Source organism: Micromonospora sp. NBC_00821 (assembly GCF_036347035.1).
In the GTDB taxonomy this organism is placed as follows: Bacteria; Actinomycetota; Actinomycetes; order Mycobacteriales; family Micromonosporaceae; genus Micromonospora; species Micromonospora hortensis.
Map to the genome: position 1 here is coordinate 6,044,723 of NZ_CP108880.1, position 22,023 is coordinate 6,066,745.

Consider the following 22,023-nt stretch of genomic DNA (forward strand, 5'->3'; position numbering starts at 1 on the left):
AGACAGACCAAAGCCCGGCCCGCTCGCAGCGGGCCGGGCTTTGTCGTGTGTGTGGGTCAGCCCTTGCCGGCGTGGCTGGCGAGCTGGTCGAGGCCGTTGATGATGCCGCCGGCCAGGTCACCGCCGCTGAACGCGCCGACCATGGAGAGCGCGGCCAGCTTGGCGTACGTGTCGGGGATGCGCTTGCGGGCGTACCGCCCAGTGATGATCTCCAGCTGACGCTGGTTGGGTGACACAGCGATCAGCACCGACTTGTCGGGCTCGGCGAGCTGACGGTGCAGCCGCTGGGCGTGCTCGCGGATCGGCTCGTCGAGACCACCGACGAAGACCGAGAAGACCAGGCCGGTGCCCCTGTCGGCCAGGCGCAGGGCCTCGTCGATGCGCAGCAGCTGGCGGGTCGAGAACGGCCCGTCGAGCACCTCGGGCGGATTTTCCGACCCCGTCTGCTTCTCACCAACGGTCACTTGCGCCTCCGGTTCCACCGGCCGGCGCCTCGACGCTGGCCTGCTCAAGCTTGTGGCTGGTCAGCGCGGGCGCCTGCGCCCCCGCCGTCAGCGCGGTGCCGGCCGAGTCGGCCAGCTGCTCCGGTCGGCCCAGGAACCAGACCGGAGTGAAGTCGAAGGGCCGGCCCGGACGGTAGCGCTTGGCGCCACCGCCACCGCCGGTGGCACCCCCGCGGCTACCGGCGTACGACAGGCCGGCGATGACCAGCACAGCGGCCAACGGGATGCCGACGAAGACCAGCAACGTCTCGGTAACAGACAATCCCAACGCCCCCAGGCGGAAGAAGGACGACAGTGAAAAACCGGGTCGGATGGACGATCACGCTGCCGACCGCCCGACTCCGTCACCATTCACGTTAGCGGAGTCGACGGCCCGCCAGATTGCGGGGTGCCGATCCCATCCGTCACTTGAGTTCTCCAGTTGCGCAGCGGTAGCGATAAGCCGCGCGTCGTCGCCGTACCGACCGGTGAGCAGCACCCCGACGGGCAGGCCGTCGGTAGTGGTACCCAGTGGCAGGGAGACGGAGGGATCGCCGGTGACGTTGAAGATGGCGCAGTAGGGCGAGAATCGGCGTTGCCTGTCGAAATCGGCGGCCGGGTCCGCATCGGCGGTGAACCAGCCGACGGGCGCCTGCGGGGTGGCCAGGGTGGGACAGAGGAGCAGGTCGCAGCCGGCGGTGCGGCGGGCACCGAGGCGCACCTGCGCCTGCAACTCCCCGAGGGTGGCGGCCAGGGTGCCGGCGGAGAGTTCGGCGCCCCGGGCCCGGAGCAGCCGGGTCAACGGCAGCAGCTCCGCCTCCCGCTGGGGTGGCACCGGGGTGAGCGCCAGCACGTACCAGAGGATCTCGAACAGCGGCCACGCCGCCGGCCCGAGCGGCGGCGGCACCTCGACCACCTCGTGGCCGGCCGCCGTGAGCAGCGCGGCGGCCCGGTCCACGGCGGCCACGCAGTCGGGATGCACCGGCTCGTCGGCGAGCATCGGCGTGGTGAACCGACCGATCCGCAGCGGGCCCGGCTCGGCCCGGCGCGCGACGGCCAGGTAGCCGCCGGGCGGCGCGGACGGCGGCAGGTAGGGCTCGCCGGGGACCGGGACGGCCATGACGTCGAGCAGCGCGGCGACGTCGGTGACCGTCCGCCCGAGCGGGCCGCTGGTGGGCAGGCCGAACGCGCCGGAGCCGATCGGCCCACCGGAGACGAGGCCCCGGCTGGGCTTGTAGCCGACCAGGCCGCAGAGCGACGCCGGGATGCGCAGCGACCCACCACCGTCCGACCCCTGGGCGACCGGGACCAGCCCGGCCGCGACCGCCGCTGCCGCGCCGCCGCTGGACCCGCCCGCTGTGTACGCCAGCTGCCACGGGTTGCGGGCCGGCGGCGCGACCCGGCCCTCCGAGTAGAGCGAACAGCCCAGCTCGGAGGTGGTCGTCTTGCCCAGGCTGACCAAACCGGCGGCCTTGATGAAGCGGACCACGTCGGCGTCGACCGGCGGGACGAAGTCGAAGAAGGCGGCCGAACCGAAGGTGGTGCGGACTCCGGCGGTGAGCGTCAGGTCCTTGATCGCGGTCGGCACGCCGTGCAGCGGGCCGCGCTCCTCGTTCGGCGCCGCGTCGGCCGCGCGCGCGGCCTGCCGGGCGAGGTCCGGTGTGACGGTGACGAACGCGCCCACGGTGTCGCCGAGCGCGGCCACCCGCCGCAGGGAGTGCTCGACCAGGTCGACGCTGGACAGCTCGCCGCGGGTCATCGCGGCGGCCTGTTCCAACGCGGTCAGGTCGTGCGGCTCGGCCATGCCGCCATCCTGCCGGCCGTCGGCCCTTCGCGCAGCCGACACGCGCTGGCGACCGGAAACGGACCATCCGGGCGTCCACCCCACGCGTGGCCGGTCGAGTCGCAGATCGTGGACAGTTCTCGTCAACGCCGGACGGAACTGTCCACGATCTCCTCGCGCCGAGGGCGAGGCGCTGCGCTGCGCTGCGCTGCGCTGCGCTCAGCCGTGCAGGAAACGGAGGGCGTTGGCGGACAGGAGTTTGTCGCGTTGGCCGTCGCTGAGGAAGTCGGCCGCGTGAACCACAGCGCCGGCCGGCCGTTCGCCCAGCGGGTACGGGTAGTCGCTGCCGACCAGCACCCGGTCCTCCCCCAGGGTGTCGACAAGCAGCCGCAGGGCGGGCGGCGCGAAGACCACCGAGTCGACGCTGAACCGGTCGAGGTAGCTGCTGGGCGGGCCGGCGGACGCGCCCCGGACCAGGTCGCCACGGCGGTGCCAGGCGTTGTCGGCGCGGCCGAGCCAGAACGGGAAACTGCCGCCGCCGTGCGCGAAACAGATCCGCAGCGTCTCGGGCACCCGGTCGAAGACACCGCCGAGGATCATCGCCAGCACCGACAGGTGCGTCTCGGCGGGCATCCCGGTGAGCCAACGGGCCATCCAGCGGTCCAGTCGCGGCCCGCCAGGCATGTCCCACGGGTGGACGAAGACGGGTGCGCCCACCTCGGCACAGTGCTGGAGGAAGGTGACCACCCCGGCGTCGTCCAGGTCCCGGTCGCCGACGTGGTTGCCGATCTCCACGCCCACGTGCCCGGCGGCGAGGCTGCGGTCCAGTTCGGCACAGGCGGCGTCCGGGTCCTGGAGCGGCACCTGGCAGAACGGCACCAGTCGGTCAGCCCCGGCCGCGGTGACCTCCAGTGTCAGGTCGTTGAAGATCCGGGCGACCTTCACCGCCTGGTCGGCCGGGCGGTCGTAGCTGAAGAAGACCGGGGTGGGCGAGACCACCTGCACGGCCACGCCGTCGGCGTCCATGTCGGCCAGTCGACGCGACGCGTCCCAGCACTCGGCGCCGACCGGGCGGAACTCCGTCTCCCCCACCATGATCATGGCGGCGCGCTCGGAGTCGACCCGCAACCATGGCCAGCCGGACCCGCCGCACGCCGCGCCGAGGTCCGGCCAACCCTTCGGTACGACGTGCGTGTGCACGTCGACCACGCCTGCGGGCATCAGCCCTTGCCCGGGTGCAGGGTGCCGCAGTTGGCGCAGGTGCGTGCCTGCTCGTCGGCGTAGAACGCCTGGAACACCGGGGGCAGGTCGGCGGCGATGTCGCGGACCTGCAACTCGACCTCGTGCACCTTGCTGCCGCACTCCGGGCAGTACCACTGGAACGTCTCCAGCGTGCCCTCCTCGCGGACCCGCTCGACGACCACACCGATCGAGCCGGCCTCCGGCCGCTGCGGCGAGTGCGGGGTGTTGCGCGGCAGCATCCACATCTGCCCCTCGCGCACGTGCACAGTGCGCGGCCCCTCCGGGGTGACCAGGTTGATGTGCATGTTGCCCTTGACCTGGTAGAAGAACTCCTCGTACGGGTCCACGTGGAAGTCGGTGCGCTGGTTGGGCCCGCCCACCACCATCACGATGAAGTCGTCCCCGCCCGGGAACATCTCCTTGTTGCCCACCGGGGGCTTCAGCAGGTGCTGGTTGTCGGCGATCCAGCCCGGAAAGCTGAACGGCTCGGCGATCTCACTCACGACTGACCTCCCGAGGGAAGAAGGGCCACGGCCTGGATTTCGATCAGCAGGTGCGGGTGCGGCAACTGGTGGACCGCCACCGTCGTACGGGTCGGTCCGGAGGCGTCGAAGAACTCGGCCCACACCTCGTTGTAACCACCGAAGTCGTTCATGTTGACCAGGTACGTCGTCACCTGGACCAGGTCGGTGAGGTCAGCGCCGACCGAACGCAGCAGATCTCGCACGTTCTCGATGACGGCCCGCGTCTGCAGACGGATGTCGAGGTTGGTGGTGCCGAACCCGTCCACGTCGACACCGGCGAAGGTGTTGTCCGCACGCCGCGACGACGTACCGGAGACGAAGACGAACCCGCCGGCGACCTTGACGTGCGGAAAGGCCCCGCGTGGAACGGCCTTCCCGGCCACCACCCGGGCGGTCATGACGACGCCCGCAGCGAGGCGGTGCCGAGCTTCTCGACGACGGCGCGGACGTGGGCGCCGGGACGCAGCGGAACAGCGGCGGTGGCGGCACCGGCCAGGAAGACCCAGCCGGACTCCAGCCGCACCCCGTGCCGGCCCGCCAGCCGGATGCCCTCGTCGAGGGCCCGGCGCGGATCACCGAGGATCGCCGCCGTCGAGCCGACCTGCGCCACCCGCCCGTCGACCTCCAGCAGCACGCCCAGGTTGTCCAGCCCCGCCGGCACCGGCGACCACGGTCCGATCACGAACGCGGCGGCCGAGGTGTTGTCCGCTACGACGTCCGGCAGCGAGAAACGGAAGTTCGCGTACCGGGAGTCGATCAACTCGATGGCCGGGGCGACAGCGCGGACCGCCGTGGCGAAGTCGCCGACCGGCTCGCCCGGCTCGGGTAGCCGGTCCAGCAGGAACGCCACCTCCGGCTCGACCCGGGGATGGATGTACGCGGCGGGATCCACGGCGCCGCCGTCGGGCACCCGCATCGCGTTGGTGAGCCGCCCCCAGATCACCTCGTCCACGCCGACCTGGGCCATCTTCGCCCTGCTGGTCAGCCCCATCTTCAGCCCGACCAACCGCTCACCGGCGTTCAGCCGGCGCTGCAGCAGCGCGGCCTGCACCGCGTACGCGGTGTCCACGTCGAGGCCGGTCTCGGCGGCGAGCTGCGGGATCGCGGTGGCCGTGTCGGCAGCCGTGCCCAGCTTCTCGGCGATCCCGACGATGTCCACGCCGATCATGCTGCGCCACCTTCCGTTCGCGACTGCGGGGCTCGCAAACCCGGCTCACTCCTCGCGCTCACCGCCTGATCCTTGTCGGCCAGGTCGAGTGCCACGTCCACGATCATGTCCTCCTGGCCGCCGACCATCCGGCGGCGGCCCAGCTCGACCAGGATCGACCGGACGTCCACGCCGTACTTCGTGGAGGCCCGCTCGGCGTGCCGCAGGAAGCTGGAGTAGACACCGGCGTACCCCAGGGAGAGGGTTTCCCGGTCCACCTGGACCGGCCGGTCCTGCAGCGGGCGGACGATGTCGTCGGCGGCGTCCATCAGCGCGAACACGTCGCAGCCGTGCTTCCAGCCGTGCAGCTCGGCGACCGCGACGAAGACCTCCAGCGGGGCGTTGCCGGCACCCGCGCCCATGCCCGCGAGGGAGGCGTCGACGCGGACCGTCCGGCCGTGCGCCGCGTCGGGGCCGACCGGCGCGGACCCGGTGACCCGGCCGTGCTCGACGGCGAGCACGCTGTTGGCCACCCCGAGCGACAGGTTGTGGTGGGCGTGGATGCCGATCTGCGTTTCCGGGGCGAGGACCTGCCGGTACGCGTCGACCCGCTGCGCCACGTCGGCCATCAGCAGCCGGCCGCCGGAGTCGGTGACGTAGACGCAGTGCGCCCCGTACGACTCCATGAGCTTGGCCTGCCCGGCGAGCCCGGCCGGATCGTTCATGTGCGACATCATCAGGAACCCGGCCACGTCCATGCCGTTCTCCCGGGCCCAGGAGATGTGCTGGGCGGAGATGTCCGCCTCCGTGCAGTGGGTGGCGATCCGGACGCTCGTCACCCCGAGCGCCTTCGCGGCCTTCAGGTCGGCGATCGTGCCGATGCCCGGCAGCAGCAGGGTGGTCAGTTTCGCGGTGGTCAGCACCTCGGCGGCCGCCGAGATCCACTCGGCGTCGCTGGCGGCGCCGTGGCCGTAGTTGACGCTGGAGCCGGCGAGACCGTCACCGTGCGCCACCTCGATGGCGGCCACCCCGGCGGCGTCCAACGCGGCGGCGATGGTGCGCACGTGGTCGACCGTGTACTGGTGGGCGATGGCGTGCATGCCGTCGCGCAGCGTCACGTCCTGGATGTACAGCTCGGTCATGGCGCGGCCACCTCCGAAGAACGCAGGGCGACCAGCCGCTCCGCGGTGCGCAGCGCGGCCGAGGTCATGATGTCCAGGTTCCCGGCGTACGCGGGCAGGTAGTGCCCGGCGCCGGAGACCTCCAGGAACACCGACACCTGAAGAGCGGTGAGCCGCCGCCCGAGCGTCGGCAGGTACGCCTGCACCCGGTCGAACTGCACGTCCTGCTTGAGCCGGTAGCCGGGCACGTACTCCTGCACGGCCGCCACCATCTCGGCCACCGAGGCGGCGATGGCGTCGGTGTCGGCGTCGGCGTCCGGGCAGAGGCAGTAGACGGTGTCCCGCATCAGCAGCGGCGGGTCCGCCGGGTTCAGCACGATGATCGCCTTGCCCCGCTCGGCACCGCCCACCACCTCGATGGCTCGGGCCGTGGTCTCGGTGAACTCGTCGATGTTGGCCCGGGTGCCCGGCCCGGCGGACTTCGACGCGATCGACGCGACGATCTCCCCGTACGCCACCGGGGTGACCCGGCGTACCGCGGCGACGATGGGCACTGTCGCCTGCCCGCCACAGGTCACCATGTTGACGTTGGGCTGGTGCAGGTGCTCGTCGAGGTTGACCGGCGGCACCACGTACGGGCCGAGCGCGGCCGGGGTCAGGTCGACCACGGTCCGGCCGTGGGCGCGCAGCACCTCGTCGTGGCGTCGGTGCGCGCCGGCCGAGGTGGCGTCGAACACCAACTCGACGTCGGCGAACTCGGGCAACGCGACGAGCCCGTCCACGCCGTCGGCGGTGGTGGCGACGCCGAGGCGGCGAGCGCGCGCCAGGCCGTCGGAGGCCGGGTCGATGCCGGCCATCGCCACCATGCGCAGGCTGTCGCTCAGGCGCAACACCTTGATCATCAGGTCGGTGCCGATGTTTCCCGATCCCAGCACCGCCACGTTAGTGGTCACTGGTTGCCTCCCAGGCTGAAGGACGTGCGCACCGAGCCGAGCCCGGAGATCCGGGCCTCGTACGCGGCACCCGGGGTGACCGGCACCATCGGGCCGAGCGCCCCGGAGAGCACCACGTCCCCGGCGCGCAGCGGGTCACCGGCGCGGGCCAGGGTGCCCGCCAACCACTGCAGGGCGTGCAGCGGGTTGCCCAGGCAGGCGGCTCCCGCGCCCACCGAGACCGGCTCGCCGGCGTGCTCCAGCACCATGCCGCACAGTCGCAGGTCCACGTCGGCGAGCCGGCGCGGGGTGGTGCCGAGCACGAAGAGCCCGCTGGAGGCGTTGTCGGCGACGGTGTCCACGATGGAGATGTCCCAGGCGGCGATCCGGGAGTCGACGATCTCGATCGCCGGCAGCACGTGGTCGACCGCGCGGATCAGGTCGACGGTGGTGAGCTGCGGGTTGGGGAGATCCTTGTCGAGCACGAAGGCGATCTCCGCCTCCACGCGGGGCTGGAGCAGCCGGTCGATGGGCACCTCGACCCCGTCGCCGACGGCCATGGCGTCGGTCAGCATGCCGAAGTCCGGCTGGAACACCCCGAAGGTCTCCTGCACGGCCCGCGAGGTCAACCCGATCTTCGCGCCGACCCGGCGTTCGCCGCGGCCCTGCCAGGCCCGCGCCTGGAGTTGCTGCACCCGGTACGCGGCCTCGACGTCGCCCTCCGGCAACAGCCGGCCCCGAAGCGGCGCGCACGGCTTGCCGGTGCTGCGGGCGTCGGCCAGCTCCCGGTTGGCGCCCTCGATGTCAGCTTCCATGCCCGCTCCCTCGCTACGGCTCACGACAGGTCCACGCAGACGTTCGTGAGTTCGGAGTAGAAGTTCAGCGAGTGCACGCCGCCCTCGCGACCGATCCCGGACGCCTTCACCCCGCCGAACGGGGTACGCAGGTCACGCAGGAACCACGTGTTGACCCAGACGATGCCGGCGTCGAGCCGGGCGCCGGCCCGGTGCGCGACTCCGACGTCCCGGGTCCACACGGTCGCCGCCAGGCCGTACTCGGTGCCGTTGGCGAGGGCGTACGCCTCGTCCTCGGTGTCGAACGGCGCGACGTGCACCACCGGACCGAAGATCTCCTCCCGGTTGGTGCGGGCGTCCGGGCCGAGCCCGGTGAGCACCGTCGGCTGCACGTACGACCCGCCGTCGCGGGTGTCGCCGAAGGTGGGCGTGCCGCCACCGGTGAGCACCTCGGCACCCTCGGAGCGGGCCAGCTCGTACGCGCCGAGCACCTTCCCGCGGTGCTGGTGGGAGATCAGCGGCATGGTGGCGGTGGCCTCGTCTGTCGGCCAGCCGTACGCCAGTTCGCCGGCCCGCTTCGCCAGCCGGGCGGTGAACTCCTCGAAGACCGGGCGCTGCACGTAGATGCGTTCGGTGCAGAGGCAGACCTGCCCGCCGTTGGTGAAGCTGGACCGCACCGAGCCGGCCACCGCGGCGTCCAGGTCGGCGTCGGCGAAGACCAGGCCGGCGTTCTTGCCGCCCAGCTCGAAGCTCACCGCCTTCACTCCGTCGGCGGCGGCCCGCATGATCGCGCCGCCGGTGGCCGACTCGCCGGTGAAGGTGATCGCGTCGACGCCCGGGTGGCGGGTGAGGAACTCGCCCGCCGAGTCCGGCCCGAAGCCGTGCACCAGGTTGAACACCCCGGCCGGTACGCCAGCGGCGGCCATCACCTCGGCCAGCACCGTCGCCGAGGCGGGAGTCTCCTCGCTGGGCTTGACCACGACGGCGTTGCCGCAGGCCAGCGCCGGAGCCACCTTCCAGGTGAGCAGCAGCAGTGGCAGGTTCCACGGCACGATGACCGCTACCACGCCGACCGGCTTGCGCAGCGCGTAGTTGAGTGCCCGGCCGCCGGTCGGGGTGACAGTCGTGAACGACTCGGTGGGCGCGGTCGCGACGATCTCCGCGAACGCCCGGAAGTTCGCCGCGCCGCGCGGAATGTCCAGGGTGCGGGCCTGGGCGATGGACTTGCCGGTGTCGGCGACCTCGGCGGTCACCAGGTCGTCGAAGCGGCGCTCCAGCTCGTCGGCGACGCGGCGCAGCACCTCGGCGCGCTCGCGCTCCCCCATCCGGCCCCACGGCCCCCGCAGCGCCGCCCGGGCAGCCGCCACCGCGTCGTCCACCGTGGACCGCGACGCCTCGTCCACCTCGAAGACCTGCTCCCCGGTGACCGGGCTGGCCTTGGCGAACGTGTTTCCGCCGTCGACGAACTCGCCGGCGACGAAGTTGCGCAACCGCTGCGGGCCACTCGGCGCGTGGCCGGCCATCAGCCGCGGATCCCAGTTGCCGGTCATGCCCGCCTCCCTCGGCTCAGTGCCGCACCGATCGCGCCGACCAGCAGCAGCGCGGCCCCGCCGACGACCGCCCCGAGCACCCGGTGCTGTCGGCGCACCCGACGGCGAACCTCCGCGTACGGGGTGGTGGAGAACGACACCAGCTCGTACTGGGAAACGTACCGGCCGGGCAGGGCCCGTTCCAGTGCGTGCTCCACCCGCCGCCGGGCCTGGAAGACCGGGGAGGCGACCTTGTCCCGCATCTCCACGAAGTTGGTCAGCGCCATCGTCGCGATGGCCTCGGCGTTCTCCTGTCGGCGCCGCTGGAACAGCGGCAGCGCCGCCAACCAGTCGTCGGCGCACTCGTCCAGGCAGCGGTCCAGCTCCACCACGTCCTCGAAGGCGCAGTTGGCGCCCTGGCCGTAGAACGGCACGATGGCGTGCGCCGCGTCGCCGAGCAGGCCGACCTTCCCGTTGACCTGCCACGGGGTGCAGCGCACAGTGCCGAGCACGCCCACCGGGTTGTGCTGGTAGTCGTCGATGAGGTTCGGGGCCAGCGGGACCACGTCCGGGTAGTGCTCGGTGAAGTGCCGTTCGATCTCCGCCGGACTGGTCAGCGAGGCGAAGCTGCCGGCACCGTCGTTGGGCCAGAACAGCGTGCAGGTGAAGGAGCGGTCCGGGTTCGGCAGCGCGATCATCATCGAGGTGCCGCGCGGCCAGATGTGCAGCGCGTCCTCCTCCAGGGCGAAGTCCCCGCCCAGCGGCGGAATCGTCAGCTCCTTGTAGCCGTAGTCGAGGAAGTCGACGCTCTCGTCCAGCAGCCCGTACGCCAGCAGTTGCCCGCGCACCACGGAGCCGGCGCCGTCGGCGCCCAGCACGACCGACGCCTTCGCCGCGACCGGGCCCTGCGGGGTCTCGAAGCTCAGCGCGCCGTCGGTCGGGTCGAGCCCGACCAGCCGGTGGTCGAACACGACCCGCACGCCGGGCAGCGCGGTGGCCTCGTCCAGCAGGGCGTTGTTCAGCGCACCCCGGCTGATCGAGTTGATCGCCCGGTCGCCGGCCGCGCTGTAGGACTGGAACTGCTGCTCGCCCTCGACCGGGTGGATCATCCGGCCGCGCATCGGCAGCGCGTCGGTCATCACCTGCTCGGCCAGCCCGATGCGGCGCAACGCGTCAAGGCCGCGCTCGGAGAGCGCCAGGTTGATCGAGCGACCGCGCTCGGCGGTGCCGGCGCGCGGGTCGGAGCGGCGCTCGTAGAGGGCCACCGGGTAGCCGCGCCGGGCCAGGAAGCAGGCCGCGAGACAGCCGGCCAGCCCGGCACCGATGATCGCGATCTCGTCGCGCCGCGCGGTCATGACGTCGCCCCCACCGTCGCGGCGAGCGCCGCGGCGGCCCGCCAGCAGTCGAGGTACGTGGAGTACAGCGGCACCGGGGCGAACCGCACGACATCGGGTTCGCGGGCGTCGGCGATGACCCCGTGCTCGTACCGTAGGCGTTTGGTCAGCTCGTTGGCGCTGCCGGAACCGATGCGCACGGAGAGCTGGCAGCCTCGACGGGCCGGGTCGCGCGGAGTGACCACCCGCAGCGGCCGGCCGACTGTCACCTCGTCGAACAGTGACTCCAGCCAGCCGGTGAGGCGCTGGCTGCGCGCGCGCAGCGCGGTCATCCCCACCGCGTCGAACAACTCCAGCGAGGTACGCACCGGACCCATCGCGAAGATCGGCGGGTTGGAGATCTGCCAGGCCTCCACTGTGGCCGGCGGCCGGGACACCGGCGTCATCTCGAACCGGGTGGCCGCCGCGGTGCTCCACCACCCCTCGAATCGGGGCAGGCTCTCGTCGCCGAGGTGCCGCTCGTGCACGAAGACGCCGGCGAGGGCGCCCGGGCCGGAGTTCAGGTACTTGTAGGAGCACCAGGCGGCGAAGTCGACGTCCCAGTCGTGCAGGGCCAGCGGCACGTTGCCGACCGCGTGGGCCAGGTCCCAACCGACCACCGCGCCGGCGGCCCGGCCGGCAGCCGTGATCGCCGGGATGTCCAGCAGCTCACCGGTGAGGTAATTGACCCCGCCGAGCAGCAGCAGCGCCACCCGGTCGCCCTCGGCGGCCAGGTAGTCGGTCACGTCCTCGGTGCGCAGGGCGTCCTCACCCGCACGCGGACGCAACCGGACCACTGTGTCGTCCGGGTCCAGGCCGTGGAACCGGGCCTGACTGCGCACGGCGTAGCTGTCCGAGGGGAACGCGGCGTCCTCGATGACGATGCGGGTGCGCGCGCCGGCCGGTCGGTAGAAACTCACCATCAGCAGGTGCAGGTTGACGGTGAGCGAGTTCATCACCACGGCCTCCGCGGGCCGGGCGCCGACCAGTCGCGCGGCCGGCCCGGTCAACAACTCGTGGTACGGCAGCCAGGGGCGCTCCGCCTCCAGGTGCCCCTCCACGCCGAGCCGCCCCCACGCGTCCAGGTCGGCCAGGAGTTCGTCGCGGGTGGCCCGAGGTTGCAGGCCGAGCGAGTTGCCGGCCAGGTACGCCGACTCGGGGTGGTCGCCACCGTCGGCCGGCGGCACGTGGAACAGGTGCCGGTGACCGGGGTCGGCCTCGTCACGGCGATGCGCTTCGTGTTCTGGGGTGTGCATGTCTCGCTCTCCGGTCACATCGCTGTGCGGGCCGACCACAGCTCCGGGAAGACCACCCGGGCCATGCTGCGCTGCAGCCACGCCAGGCCGGCGGAGCCTCCGCTGCCGACCTTGGCGCCCATCGTCCGCTGCACCGCCTTGACGTGGTTCCAGCGCCAGTCGCCGAACTCCTCGGCGACAGCGCTCAGCGCCTCGCCGAGCAGCCGCAGGTGATTGTCCGGGCTGGCGTCGTCGTAGATCCGTACCCAGGCCGCCTCGACCAACGGGTGCGGGTCGTGTTCGACGGCCACGTCCCGGTCGAGCAGGTCGGCGGGGAGGTCGAAGCCGTGCCGGGCGAGCAGCGCGAGCACGTCGTCCCAGAGGCTCGGGGTGGTCAGCGCGGCGCTCAGCTCGGCATGCACCTCGGCCTGCCGGCGGAACGGGCGGATCAGCGTCGGGTCGCGCAGCCCGAGCAGGAACTCCAGCTGCCGGTACATCGCCGACTGGAAGCCGGAGGCCTCACCGAGCAGATTGCGGAACCTGTTGAAGTCTGCCGGGCTCATCCAGCGCAGGCCCTGCCAGGCGGCGTTGAGCCCCTCCAGGTGCAGCTTGGCTCGGCCCAGCGGGGCCAACGACTCCCAGATCTGGTCGGCGCGGATCAGCCGCTGGGTCTCCCGCAGCTCGTGGCAGGTCAGCCCGAAGTACAGCTCCATGATCTGACTGACCATCAGGAAGGACATCTCGCCCGGGTCGCTGCTGAGCGGGTGCTGCATCTTGTGCAGGGCGCTGGCCTGCACGTACGCGTCGTACGGCACCAGGTCGGCGAACTCCAGGGTCGGCTCGCCACCGGTGCGCTCCGCCTGCGCGGCACGCTGCCCGGGGGTCACCGGTTGCACCATGGCACGGCGGTTCGGCGCCCGCCGCTCCGTCTGATCCACCATCTCGTCTCCCTCCCCCGGACTAGCCGACGTCATGATCTCGCGGTCGGATCGGCCTACGGAATGCCGAATCAACGGCTCTCGCCGCCTTCTCCTGGCAAACCAAAGGCAACTAGGCGAAGTCGGTTCACGAAAGTAAGGTCTGAGCGTGGACGACATGGACTGGGCGCTGCTGCGCGAGTTGCAGGCCGACGCGCGGCTGTCCTTCAGCGAGTTGTCCCGGCGGGTGCACCTCTCGCCACCGTCGGTCGCGGAGCGGGTCCGCCGGCTGGAGGAGGCCGGCATCATCACCGGCTACCACGCCCACGTCGACCTCAGCCGCGCCGGCCGTACCGTGGTCGCGCTGATCCGGATGTCCTGCTACGGCGCGCGGTGCATCCTGCACGACCCGGCGGTTGCCGACTGGCCGGAGATCCTGGAGATCCACCGGATCACCGGGGACGCGTGCAGCGTGCTGAAGGTGGCGGCCGGCTCGATCGGCGCGTTCGAGGGGGTCATCGACCGTCTCGCCCCGTACGGCCAACCGTCGAGCACGATGGTCCTCTCCTCACCGCTGAACTGGCACCCCGTCACCCCCCTGCCCGCCACCGGGCCCATCCCCCGCCCGCGCTGACCGCGCCCCACCTCTCCCCCGCGATCTTGCAGTTTCTGTTGGTGAAATGCCGGCTAAGTGCCGGTTCGTCGCCGCAGAAAGTGCAAGATCGCGGAAAGTGGGTGGGGTGCGGGGTGAGGTGGGGTGGGGGCGGGTTTGCCTTTGGGCCAGCGGGAAAGCAGCGCGCGTGCCCAGGGGAGGGTTCCGGCGGTCGTCGCCGGTTGGGGGGAAATCATGCAGGCAATCCGCACGATCAACCGCGCGCTCTCGTCCGCACTGACACTGGTGGGGCTGGTCGGGGCGTTCGTCCTGTTGTCGGTAGCTCCGGCGCGAGCCGGCGAGAACGTCTTCGTCGAGGTGACACCGAACAGCGCCCAGGCCGGCAGCCGGGTCAGCATCAAGGCGAGCTGCGACAACGACAACAACAACCGCCAGTCCAGCGTGCACTCCGACGCGTTCGGGCACGTCCAGCTCAAACCGGACAAGGGCTTCCTGACCGCTCAGGTCACCATCGCGAGGGACAAGCCGGCCGGTGACTACCCGGTCGACCTGCGCTGCGAGAACGGCCAGACGTCGTCGACCACGCTGACAGTGCTGAACATGGCCTCACCCAGCAAGGGCCCGGCGACCGGTGGCGGTGGGATGGCCGGTGGGCGCGGCGCCGGCTCACTGCTGGTGCTCGGTGGCGTGGCGTTGGTGGCCACCGCGATCGTGCTCGGGATGGCCGGCGGCCGACGTCGACCGGGAGCCGGCTCCTGAGCCGGATCACCCATGACCCGCAGATCCGCGCGTGCGCGGCCGAATCGCCGCGCCCGCCTCCGGGCCGGGCCAGCGCTGCGCGCGTCCGGCCGGCTGGTGGTCCGCGTCTCCGGACGGCTGCGCCGGGTCGCCGGGCAGGCCGTGTCGGCCAGCGTCACCACCGCCGATCCGGCCGCCCGCCCGCTGCCGCCACGGCGTCCGGCCGGGCCGTCGTCGGCCCGACACCGGTTCGGTACGAGCCCCGGGTTCCCGGTGCTGGCCATCGCGGCGCTGATGGTGCTGATCGTGGCGATGCTCGGCGTCGAGCAGGTCACCGGCATGAGCCTGCTGCCGGACCGGCTCAGCGCCGGACTGCGACCGCCGCCGAAGAAGTTCCCGGTGCTGCCGGCCAGCCATCCGACCAGCCTCGCCATCGAGAAGATCGACGTGCGGGCACCCGTACACGACGTGGGCATCGCCCCGGACGGCACGATCGCCGTGCCGGACGCGGCCCGCGCCCAGGAGGCCGGCTGGTACGACCAGGGGCCCACCCCGGGCCAGTACGGCCCAGCCGTGATCGTCGGGCACGTCGACACCACCAGCGGACCGGCGGTCTTCCACAAACTGCGCGAGCTGCGCTCCGGTGACGAGATCGAGGTCACCCGCACCGACCAGCGCGTGGCGGTCTTCGAGGTCAACTCCGTGGAGAAGTTCGACAAGGGCCGACTGCCGGTGGACGAGGTGTACGGCGACTTCAGCCGCCCGAGCCTCCGACTGATCACCTGCGGCGGCCAGTGGGTCGGCGGCGAGACCGGCTACGCGGACAACGTGGTGGTGTTCGCCTCGCTGGTCGAGGCGCGTTCAGGCGGCTGACCGGCCTCGACGTAATCGGCGAGCCGCGCGGCGCCGGTGAGCATGGCCCGGCCTCGTTCGGTGAGCCGTTGCCGCCACTGGCTCAGCGACGCGGCGAGCGGTTCGGCACCGCCGGCGTCTCGCACCCGACGCAGCACGCCGGCGATGTGGTCGAGCCGGTACCCGCCGCGGCGCAACAGGTGGGCCAGTTCGGCGTCCCGGACGTCGTCGGGACGGTAGAGCCGGTAGTGGGTCACCGGATCACGTACCGGTCGCAGCACCCCGGCCCGCTCCCACTTGCGCAGCGTGGCTGGCTGAAGACCGAGCCGGTAAGCCACCACGCTGATCGGCACGGCTTTCTGGCTCTGCGGTTGCGGTCTCTTTCCGGTCAGCGTCACCACCGCGGCCTCGACCGCGTCCAGGGTGTCCCGATCGCGCTGGAGCAGGGCATGCCCCTTGTCGATGGTGCGCAACGCCGTGTCGATCTCACCGCGGTTGACGGCCCGCATGATCTCGCCGCTGGCCGCATAGCCGTGGCCCGGGATCAACGCGAGGTAGGCACGCAGCGCCTTGGCGTGCAGCTCGGTGAAACGCCGGTAGCCGTTCGGGGTGCGCTGGGCCGGAGGCAGGACGCCGTCTCGTTCGTAGTTGCGCACTGCCTGCGCGGAGAGGCCGTGGGCGCGCGCGAGGTCGACCGGCCGGCGTACCTGTGGGTTTGAAGGTTTTGGGGCTGTCACCGCGCTCCACCGCTCGTGAGTCTCAACCGCTGGTTCAACGATACGGTTCATGGAATGCCATCTTTTCTCGACCTGCTGGCGGTAACCCCGGACCTGCTCGCGCTCGGCGAACCGACGCACGGCGAGTCCGCCTTCCTCCAACTCCGCAACGAGGCTTTTCTGTCGCTGACCGAGCACGGCTACCGCTCGATCGCCGTGGAGAGCGACCGGGCGGCCGGGCTGATCGCCGACGAGTTCGTGCAGGGCGTCGCCGACGTGACGCTCGACCGGGCGCTCGCCGAAGGGTTCAGCCACGGTTTCGGGGCAGCCCCGGCGAACCGCGACCTCCTCCTGCGGATGCGGGAGTGGAACGCCGGACGGTCGGCCGCCGAGCGCCTGACGTTCCACGGCTTCGACGCCCCGGTGGAGCTGGAGAGTGCTCCGAGCCCGCGCTGGCACCTCACCCAGGTCTGCCGGTTCCTCGACCTGGACCGGGCTGCCGAGATCGACGACCTGATCGGGGACGAGGCGCGGTGGAGTGACACGGCCGCGATCTGGGAGCCCGGCCGTTCGGTCGGGCGCTCGACCGACGCCCAGCGACTGCGGGTGCTCGCCGACGACCTGCTGACCGAGCTGTACCTGCGGGCGCCGGGGAAGTCAGTGGGCTGGCCGGCGGCATTCGTGCACGCCACGGCCGCTGTCGCGTTGCTGCGGTACCACGCCGCGGCCGCCGCACCACTGGCCCAGGAGGAACGCTTCGCCCACCTGGCCGCGGTCCGGGACGCGCTGATGGCCGAGAACCTGCTCGCGATCCGATCGGCCGAGGCACACCGCGGGCCCACACTGGTCTTCGCGCACAACACGCACCTCCAACGCCACCAGAGCACGATGACGCTGGCCGAGACGCAGGTGTCCTGGGCCGGCGCCGGCGCGATCGTCGCGTCGCTGCTGGGCGACCGGTACGCGGTGATCGCCGGCAGCCTCGGCGCGAGCCCGGCGCTCGGCATCGGGCCGCCCGCCGCCGCCACCTACGAGGGCAGACTCCAGCAGGAGATTAGCCTTCCCCGTTACCTGCCGACGTCCGACATCGCAGCGGCCGAGCAGCGGACCCACGACTATCGCTACTTCCCGCTGGACCAGGCCACCATCGAACACGCCGACGCGGTCCTGCACGTTCCGACCGGTGTCGACACGGCAGTGCTCGCCGATCGGATCGCCGCACTGCCCGACGTCGAGCAGGTCGTGGCGAGCGAGGAGAACGGATCACCCGAGGCGGCCTGGGGCGACCGGTTCTTCTTCGTCGGCCCGGACCGCCGCCAGCCGTTCGCCACCATCGTCGAGCACGACGTGCCCGGCTTCGACGAGGCCGCACAGCTTGACCGCCCCGGCGTCTTCCGCCTCAACCTGGACCTGGGCCGGGCCGAGTTCGAGCGGCTGTTCGGCTTCCCGCCCAAGGCATTCGAGGAGCATCGGCACGAGTTCGACTTCGCCCGACTGGACACCCTCGTGCCGCACCCGGGCTACGCGCAGTACGGCTTCGCCAGCATCGTCATGCCCGGTCCGCACCTGCTGCCCGAGATCGACCGGCTACTCGCGATCGCGTACCGCCGAGCTGTCGACCGCCACGAACGCGCAGCGCGCCGGGCAACCCGCCCGCAATCCGGAGCCTGACCACGCTGCGGGGTCAGGCCGCGGCCTCGGGCTCCCGCAGGTCCAGCCAGTCGGCCCAGCGGGGGTCGGGGGCGCGGTGGCCCAGCACCCGCCAGGCGGTGCCCTTCGGGGCGGTTGGCAACGCGTGTAACCGCCACCCCATCTCGGCCGGAGTCTTGTCGCCCTTGGTGTGGTTGCACCGGGCACACGCGGCGACCACGTTCTCCCAGGCGTGCCGGCCACCCCGGCTGCGCGGAAAGACGTGGTCGATGGTCTCTGCCGGCCCCCGGCAGTAGGCGCACCGCCACCCGTCCCGGGCGAAGATCGCCCGGCGGGACAGCCCGACATGCGTTCGGTACGGCACCCGGACGAAGCGCGTCAGCCGGACCACTGATGGCACCGGGAGCGCGTCCCGGGCGCTGTGCAGGATGCCGTCACCGTCGGCGACGCAGACCGCCTTGGCGGAGAGGACGAGGATCGCGGCGCGGCGCACCGACACGACACACAGCGGCTCGTAGGTGGCGTTGAGGACCAACGCGCCGGAGCCCACCGTGGGTCGTATGTCAGGCATCGCGCTCACCCTCCCGGTTCAGCGGCTGCTGGGGACCGCCGCCGACCGGGGCCGGGCACAGGGGCCCACACGGTCGACGCCGGGCCGATCACCGACGTCCGTTGCGCCAATAGTCCCTGATCGGACCCCGGATTGCACGTACTAATCCCTCATAGGGTATGAGGATCATCCGCATCCGGGCGGATCGCCGTCCCGGCCTGGGAGAACTCTGCCGTTGCCTGACATTGGTTGACAGCCCTTGTTGGCCTCAGTTGTGCCGGATCTGTGCCCGATGATCTTTCACCCCACCGCCTTCGAGGGTCATGCCGACACCTTCCCAATCATCGCTGAATCCGGCTATCATCGCGCCATGGCGATTGATTGCACCCCCGGCCTGGCTCCGGCCGTGGCGCTGTTCCGGTCCCTCGGGGATCCAGCTCGGCTGGCGATTCTGCGACGGATCGCGTCCGGTGAGGCTCGGGTGGTCGACCTGACCGGCGAGTTGGGGCTGGCGCAGTCAACGGTGTCGAAACACCTGGCGTGCCTGCGTGACTGTGGCCTGATCGACTACCGGGTGGAGGGTCGCCAGTCGTTCTACGCCCTCACCCGGCCCGAGCTGCTGGATCTACTGCGCTCGGCGGAACTGGTCCTCGCTGCCACCGGCGAGGCCGTCGCCCTCTGCCCGGTCTACGGGACTTCCTCCGACTCCACCACTTCGGGAGTGAACGCATGAGCACGTCCTTGCTGACTCCGGAGCGGCGTGCGGCGCTCTCACGCCGCAGCCTGTGGTTGGCCTACGCCACCGCCGGCTACAACCTTCTTGAAGGCTTGGTCGCGATTGCCGCTGGCGCGGCGGCTTCCTCCACTGCTTTGATCGGCTTCGGCCTGGACTCGTTCGTCGAGGTGTCCAGCGCAGCGGTGCTGATCTGGCAGTTCCGCTCACGGGTGCCGGAAAACAGGGAACGACAGGCGCTACGGCTTATCGCCGCATCGTTCTTCGCCCTGGCTGCCTGGGTTACCTTCGATGCCGGCCGCTCGCTGCTATCCGGGGAAGACGCTGAGGCTAGCCCAGTTGGCATCGGCCTTGCCGTGGCGTCGCTACTTGTGATGCCGCTGCTCGTTCGGGCCAAGCGTCGCACCGGCCGGGAACTCGGCTCGGCAACAGTCATGGCCGACTCGACACAGACGATGCTGTGCACCTACCTGTCTGCGGTGCTGCTCGTGGGCCTGGTCCTCAACGCCGCTTGGGGTTGGTCATGGGCCGACCCGATCGCCGCACTCGTTATCGCGGGGGTAGCCGTTAAGGAAGGTATCGAGGCGTGGCGCGGTGAGCACTGCGACGACTGCGCGCCCCTCCCGGCCACCGATGCCGACGGCCAGACCTCGGGTTGCTCCGACGGATGCTGCACGGACGAGAAGGCCTGAGGTCTGGCTTGGGTGTCGCCGTTGTGCCCGCGCTACTCATCGTCTTCGTAGCTGAGGTAACCGCGGCTGCTTCTGCTGATTTCGCGGTGCACCTGAGCCCATCTGATGACCTTCGGATCGAGGGCTATCTGACTTGTCGGGCACGAGTGGCCCGCCCGTTGGCCGGCCTCGTACAACCGACTAGCCAGAGCACCCCGGCTCGCCAAAGCGGAGGCGATACGGTCACCTGCGGCATCGGCGACCCTTCTCGACTTCGCCTCACTCGCGCGACAGGCGTCAAGCCAGCGGCGTAACTCCCGTTCGTGTTCTTCGGCCCGCTGAGCCCGCCGTTCCGGCAACTGGCCTTGGTGCTGGGCGCACTCGTCGCAAAGCTTGGGCACATTCCCGTCACGGTCCCGGACCCGTCGCAGCAACCCGCAACACTGACAATTGATGTTGATTGCGCCGTATGGCAAACCGCGCTCGCTCATGCCCTACTTCTATCGTCGTCGTCAAGCAACCAGCGCTCACCGCCTACCTGCTTGCGCCATCCCGTCTGCCGCCGACCCACACACCGTGGAGCAGATCAGGGCTAGGCCGTGTCTTCAAGGGTTCACAACCATTGGAGTAGCGCGGCGATAGTGACTGTGGCCTGGAACGAGGTCGCGGTCTTGTCGTAACGGGTCGCCACGCTGCGGCACTGCTTGAGCCGGTTGAAGCACCGCTCCACGACGTTGCGCCGTTTGTAGAGCTGCTTGTCGAACACCGGTGGTCGGCCGCCACGGCTGCCTCGTCGGTGGCGGTTGGCCTGCTGGTCGGCGCGCTCAGGGATCGTGTGTCCGACGCCGCGCCGCCGCAGGTGCTCACGGATGGCCTTCGAGCTGTAGCCCTTGTCGGCGATGACATGGTCGGGCCGGACCCGAGGTCGGCCGGGTCCGGACCGCTCGACCCGGATCGCTGCCATGACGTGCGTGAAGCGGCTGCAGTCGTTGACGTTGCCGCCGCTGAGCACGAACGCCAGGGTCCGACCCAGGCCGTCGCAGGCGAGGTGAATCTTGGTGGTCAGTCCACCTCGACTTCGACCGAGGGCGTGATCTTGTGGTTCGTCCGTTTCTCGATGCCCCCTTTAGCGCCAGCGGCATGCTGATGAGCACGCACGATCGTGGAATCCACCGACACCAGCCAGTCGATGTCCCCGGCAGCGTCCGCGTCGGCCTGGACCCCGGCGAGCATCCGCTCGAACGTGCCGTCCAGGGCCCATCTGCGGAAACGGGTGTAGATCGACTGCCAGGATCCGTAGCGGGCGGGCACATCCCGCCACGCCGCCCCGGCCCGGATCTTCCACACGATCCCGTTGAGGACCCCGCCGGTCATCGACCCGAGGCCGACCACCAGTCACCGCCGACGGCAGATACCTCGACAACGCATCCCACTCGACGTCAGACAACTCATAGCGACGACCCACGCCCTACATCATCCGACACCAAAATCCTTTGAAGACACCGCCTGGGCGCCAAGGTGGAGCGCCCTACCGGACGAACGACCTTGGCACCCTAGCCCTGATCTGCTCGGCTCCGCCTGGGTCGGTGGCGGGCGGGATGGCACCCCACCTCACACCCCTCAACCGCAACCGTGCGGCAACTCCATCTCGGAGTCGTCTGGCCCCCGCCGGAGGCCGCCCTTGTACTCCTGAGCACTGAAGCCCCGGAAACTGCCAGCACTCATGGCGGCCCGGGGCTTCGTCGTATGTCGCGCCGCCGGCGGGCTATCACCGATCGCGCCGTGGCCGCAGGCCTAAGGCGCGAGCGGCGGGCCATCGGCCCGGCCCAGGTTCGGCGGCGCGAGCGGCCCGCGACGCGGGTCGCCTTGATGTTGGCAGTCAAGAGCTTCACGTCGTCCAGCAGTTGCGGCACTCTCCCGAGCATTTCGGAGGCTTCTACCTCTCCGCACCGAAGAGTGGGTCAGCCGGGACGGTTGACTTGGACGCCGTCGTCGCCGAGGAGTTGGCAGCCCACATCAGGGAGGTCGGCCCCGTCGAATTCCAGCTTCCGGACATCACCAGCGGAAAGCCGGTGACTCGGCCGGCCGCACTCCTGTTCACCTCAACCCGAGGCAAGCTGCTTACGGATCGCTACTGGTCGGAGCTGTGGGAGGACTGGCGCTGCGCTGCGGGCTGGCCCAAGCAGGGCACCTTCCACTCACTGCGGCACTTCTTCGCCACCACGCTGATCAGCAACGGTGTCGAACCCCAGCACGTGCAGAAGGCACTACGGCACGCGAGTCTGCGGATCACGCTGGAAACCTACGTGCACTGGATACCGAAGAGTGACCGGCCGCGCGGCCTAGTCGGCCAGCTCCTACGGCAGGCCAACGGCCAACGGTCAGGGTCATCGGCCATCCAAGATCGAAGCTAAGTTGTGC

General features: G+C 70.9%; 23 protein-coding genes and 1 pseudogene. 7 read left to right on the top strand and 17 right to left on the bottom strand.

The window, feature by feature from the left end; all coding sequences use genetic code 11:
* Nucleotides 1-56: 56 nt before the first annotated feature.
* The 14 genes from OHB44_RS27535 to OHB44_RS27600 form a co-directional block, all read right to left on the bottom strand.
* Nucleotides 57-464, bottom strand: coding sequence for a DUF5130 family protein (locus OHB44_RS27535; RefSeq protein ID WP_238685437.1), 408 nt, complete (start codon nt 462-464; stop codon nt 57-59).
* On the bottom strand, nt 451-771 hold the full coding sequence (gene ctaJ / locus OHB44_RS27540; RefSeq protein ID WP_433312043.1) for an aa3-type cytochrome oxidase subunit CtaJ: 321 nt from the start codon (nt 769-771) through the stop codon (nt 451-453). The genes OHB44_RS27535 and ctaJ overlap by 14 nt, the downstream gene beginning before the upstream one ends.
* A gap of 51 nt (nt 772-822) precedes the next feature.
* Nucleotides 823-2,286, bottom strand: a complete 1,464-nt coding sequence (locus OHB44_RS27545) for an amidase (RefSeq protein ID WP_330438762.1) — start codon at nt 2,284-2,286, stop codon at nt 823-825.
* 198 nt (nt 2,287-2,484) lie between these two features.
* Nucleotides 2,485-3,486 (bottom strand): amidohydrolase family protein, encoded by a 1,002-nt coding sequence (locus tag OHB44_RS27550; protein WP_330438763.1) that lies wholly within the window; start codon nt 3,484-3,486, stop codon nt 2,485-2,487.
* Complete coding sequence (locus tag OHB44_RS27555; protein WP_112669228.1) at nt 3,486-4,010, bottom strand: 3-hydroxyanthranilate 3,4-dioxygenase; 525 nt, start codon at nt 4,008-4,010, stop codon at nt 3,486-3,488. The genes OHB44_RS27550 and OHB44_RS27555 overlap by 1 nt, the downstream gene beginning before the upstream one ends.
* The gene (locus tag OHB44_RS27560; RefSeq protein WP_330438764.1) at nt 4,007-4,429 is read right to left on the bottom strand and encodes a RidA family protein; all 423 of its coding nucleotides are present in this window, start codon (nt 4,427-4,429) and stop codon (nt 4,007-4,009) included. Before OHB44_RS27560 ends, OHB44_RS27555 begins: the two co-directional genes overlap by 4 nt.
* Entirely contained in the window at nt 4,426-5,199 is a 774-nt protein-coding gene (locus tag OHB44_RS27565) for a 2-keto-4-pentenoate hydratase (RefSeq protein ID WP_330438765.1), read from the bottom strand. Before OHB44_RS27565 ends, OHB44_RS27560 begins: the two co-directional genes overlap by 4 nt.
* Nucleotides 5,196-6,320, bottom strand: a complete 1,125-nt coding sequence (gene dmpG, locus OHB44_RS27570; protein ID WP_330438766.1) for a 4-hydroxy-2-oxovalerate aldolase — start codon at nt 6,318-6,320, stop codon at nt 5,196-5,198. Before dmpG ends, OHB44_RS27565 begins: the two co-directional genes overlap by 4 nt.
* Nucleotides 6,317-7,252: an acetaldehyde dehydrogenase (acetylating) gene (locus OHB44_RS27575; protein ID WP_330438767.1), complete on the bottom strand. Its 936-nt coding sequence runs from the start codon at nt 7,250-7,252 to the stop codon at nt 6,317-6,319. Before OHB44_RS27575 ends, dmpG begins: the two co-directional genes overlap by 4 nt.
* On the bottom strand, nt 7,249-8,046 hold the full coding sequence (locus tag OHB44_RS27580; RefSeq protein ID WP_238685445.1) for a 2-keto-4-pentenoate hydratase: 798 nt from the start codon (nt 8,044-8,046) through the stop codon (nt 7,249-7,251). Before OHB44_RS27580 ends, OHB44_RS27575 begins: the two co-directional genes overlap by 4 nt.
* 20 nt (nt 8,047-8,066) lie before the next feature.
* On the bottom strand, nt 8,067-9,548 hold the full coding sequence (locus OHB44_RS27585; protein ID WP_330441285.1) for a 2-hydroxymuconic semialdehyde dehydrogenase: 1,482 nt from the start codon (nt 9,546-9,548) through the stop codon (nt 8,067-8,069).
* Nucleotides 9,549-9,571: 23 nt separating this feature from the next.
* Nucleotides 9,572-10,909, bottom strand: a complete 1,338-nt coding sequence (locus OHB44_RS27590) for an FAD-dependent oxidoreductase (RefSeq protein WP_266304609.1) — start codon at nt 10,907-10,909, stop codon at nt 9,572-9,574.
* On the bottom strand, nt 10,906-12,183 hold the full coding sequence (kynU, locus tag OHB44_RS27595) for a kynureninase (RefSeq protein ID WP_330438768.1): 1,278 nt from the start codon (nt 12,181-12,183) through the stop codon (nt 10,906-10,908). The genes OHB44_RS27590 and kynU overlap by 4 nt, the downstream gene beginning before the upstream one ends.
* Nucleotides 12,184-12,197: 14 nt before the next feature.
* Nucleotides 12,198-13,100, bottom strand: a complete 903-nt coding sequence (locus tag OHB44_RS27600) for a tryptophan 2,3-dioxygenase (protein WP_330441286.1) — start codon at nt 13,098-13,100, stop codon at nt 12,198-12,200.
* A gap of 148 nt (nt 13,101-13,248) precedes the next feature.
* On the opposite strand from OHB44_RS27600, the gene OHB44_RS27605 reads away from it, so the two are divergent.
* The 3 genes from OHB44_RS27605 to OHB44_RS27615 all read left to right on the top strand — a co-directional run bounded on the left by OHB44_RS27605 (nt 13,249) and on the right by OHB44_RS27615 (nt 15,303).
* Complete coding sequence (locus OHB44_RS27605) at nt 13,249-13,713, top strand: Lrp/AsnC family transcriptional regulator (protein ID WP_091405454.1); 465 nt, start codon at nt 13,249-13,251, stop codon at nt 13,711-13,713.
* A gap of 213 nt (nt 13,714-13,926) precedes the next feature.
* Complete coding sequence (locus OHB44_RS27610) at nt 13,927-14,451, top strand: hypothetical protein (RefSeq protein WP_238685448.1); 525 nt, start codon at nt 13,927-13,929, stop codon at nt 14,449-14,451.
* 12 nt (nt 14,452-14,463) lie between these two features.
* The gene (locus tag OHB44_RS27615; RefSeq protein ID WP_330438769.1) at nt 14,464-15,303 is read left to right on the top strand and encodes a class F sortase; all 840 of its coding nucleotides are present in this window, start codon (nt 14,464-14,466) and stop codon (nt 15,301-15,303) included.
* On the opposite strand, the gene OHB44_RS27620 is transcribed toward OHB44_RS27615, so the two are convergent.
* A complete protein-coding gene (locus OHB44_RS27620; RefSeq protein ID WP_330438770.1) occupies nt 15,246-16,070 on the bottom strand; it encodes a MerR family transcriptional regulator in 825 nt (274 codons plus the stop codon). The genes OHB44_RS27615 and OHB44_RS27620 overlap by 58 nt on opposite strands.
* Before the next feature lie 3 nt (nt 16,071-16,073).
* On the opposite strand from OHB44_RS27620, the gene OHB44_RS27625 reads away from it, so the two are divergent.
* Entirely contained in the window at nt 16,074-17,669 is a 1,596-nt protein-coding gene (locus OHB44_RS27625) for a DUF6194 family protein (RefSeq protein ID WP_330438771.1), read from the top strand.
* A 13-nt stretch (nt 17,670-17,682) separates the two neighbouring features.
* Here the strand turns inward: OHB44_RS27625 and OHB44_RS27630 are convergent, their stop codons facing one another.
* Nucleotides 17,683-18,219, bottom strand: coding sequence for an HNH endonuclease (locus OHB44_RS27630; protein ID WP_238685452.1), 537 nt, complete (start codon nt 18,217-18,219; stop codon nt 17,683-17,685).
* Between the two features lie 349 nt (nt 18,220-18,568).
* Here OHB44_RS27630 and OHB44_RS27635 point away from each other — a divergent pair, with 349 nt between their 5' ends.
* Both OHB44_RS27635 and OHB44_RS27640 read left to right on the top strand, forming a co-directional pair.
* Complete coding sequence (locus OHB44_RS27635) at nt 18,569-18,931, top strand: ArsR/SmtB family transcription factor (RefSeq protein WP_238685453.1); 363 nt, start codon at nt 18,569-18,571, stop codon at nt 18,929-18,931.
* Nucleotides 18,928-19,623, top strand: coding sequence for a cation diffusion facilitator family transporter (locus OHB44_RS27640; protein ID WP_238685454.1), 696 nt, complete (start codon nt 18,928-18,930; stop codon nt 19,621-19,623). The genes OHB44_RS27635 and OHB44_RS27640 overlap by 4 nt, the downstream gene beginning before the upstream one ends.
* Nucleotides 19,624-20,215: 592 nt before the next feature.
* On the opposite strand, the pseudogene OHB44_RS27645 reads toward OHB44_RS27640, so the two are convergent.
* Nucleotides 20,216-21,067: pseudogene (locus OHB44_RS27645) on the bottom strand (IS5 family transposase).
* Nucleotides 21,068-21,581: 514 nt separating this feature from the next.
* Here OHB44_RS27645 and OHB44_RS27650 point away from each other — a divergent pair.
* Complete coding sequence (locus tag OHB44_RS27650; protein WP_238685455.1) at nt 21,582-22,016, top strand: tyrosine-type recombinase/integrase; 435 nt, start codon at nt 21,582-21,584, stop codon at nt 22,014-22,016.
* Nucleotides 22,017-22,023 lie beyond the last annotated feature (7 nt).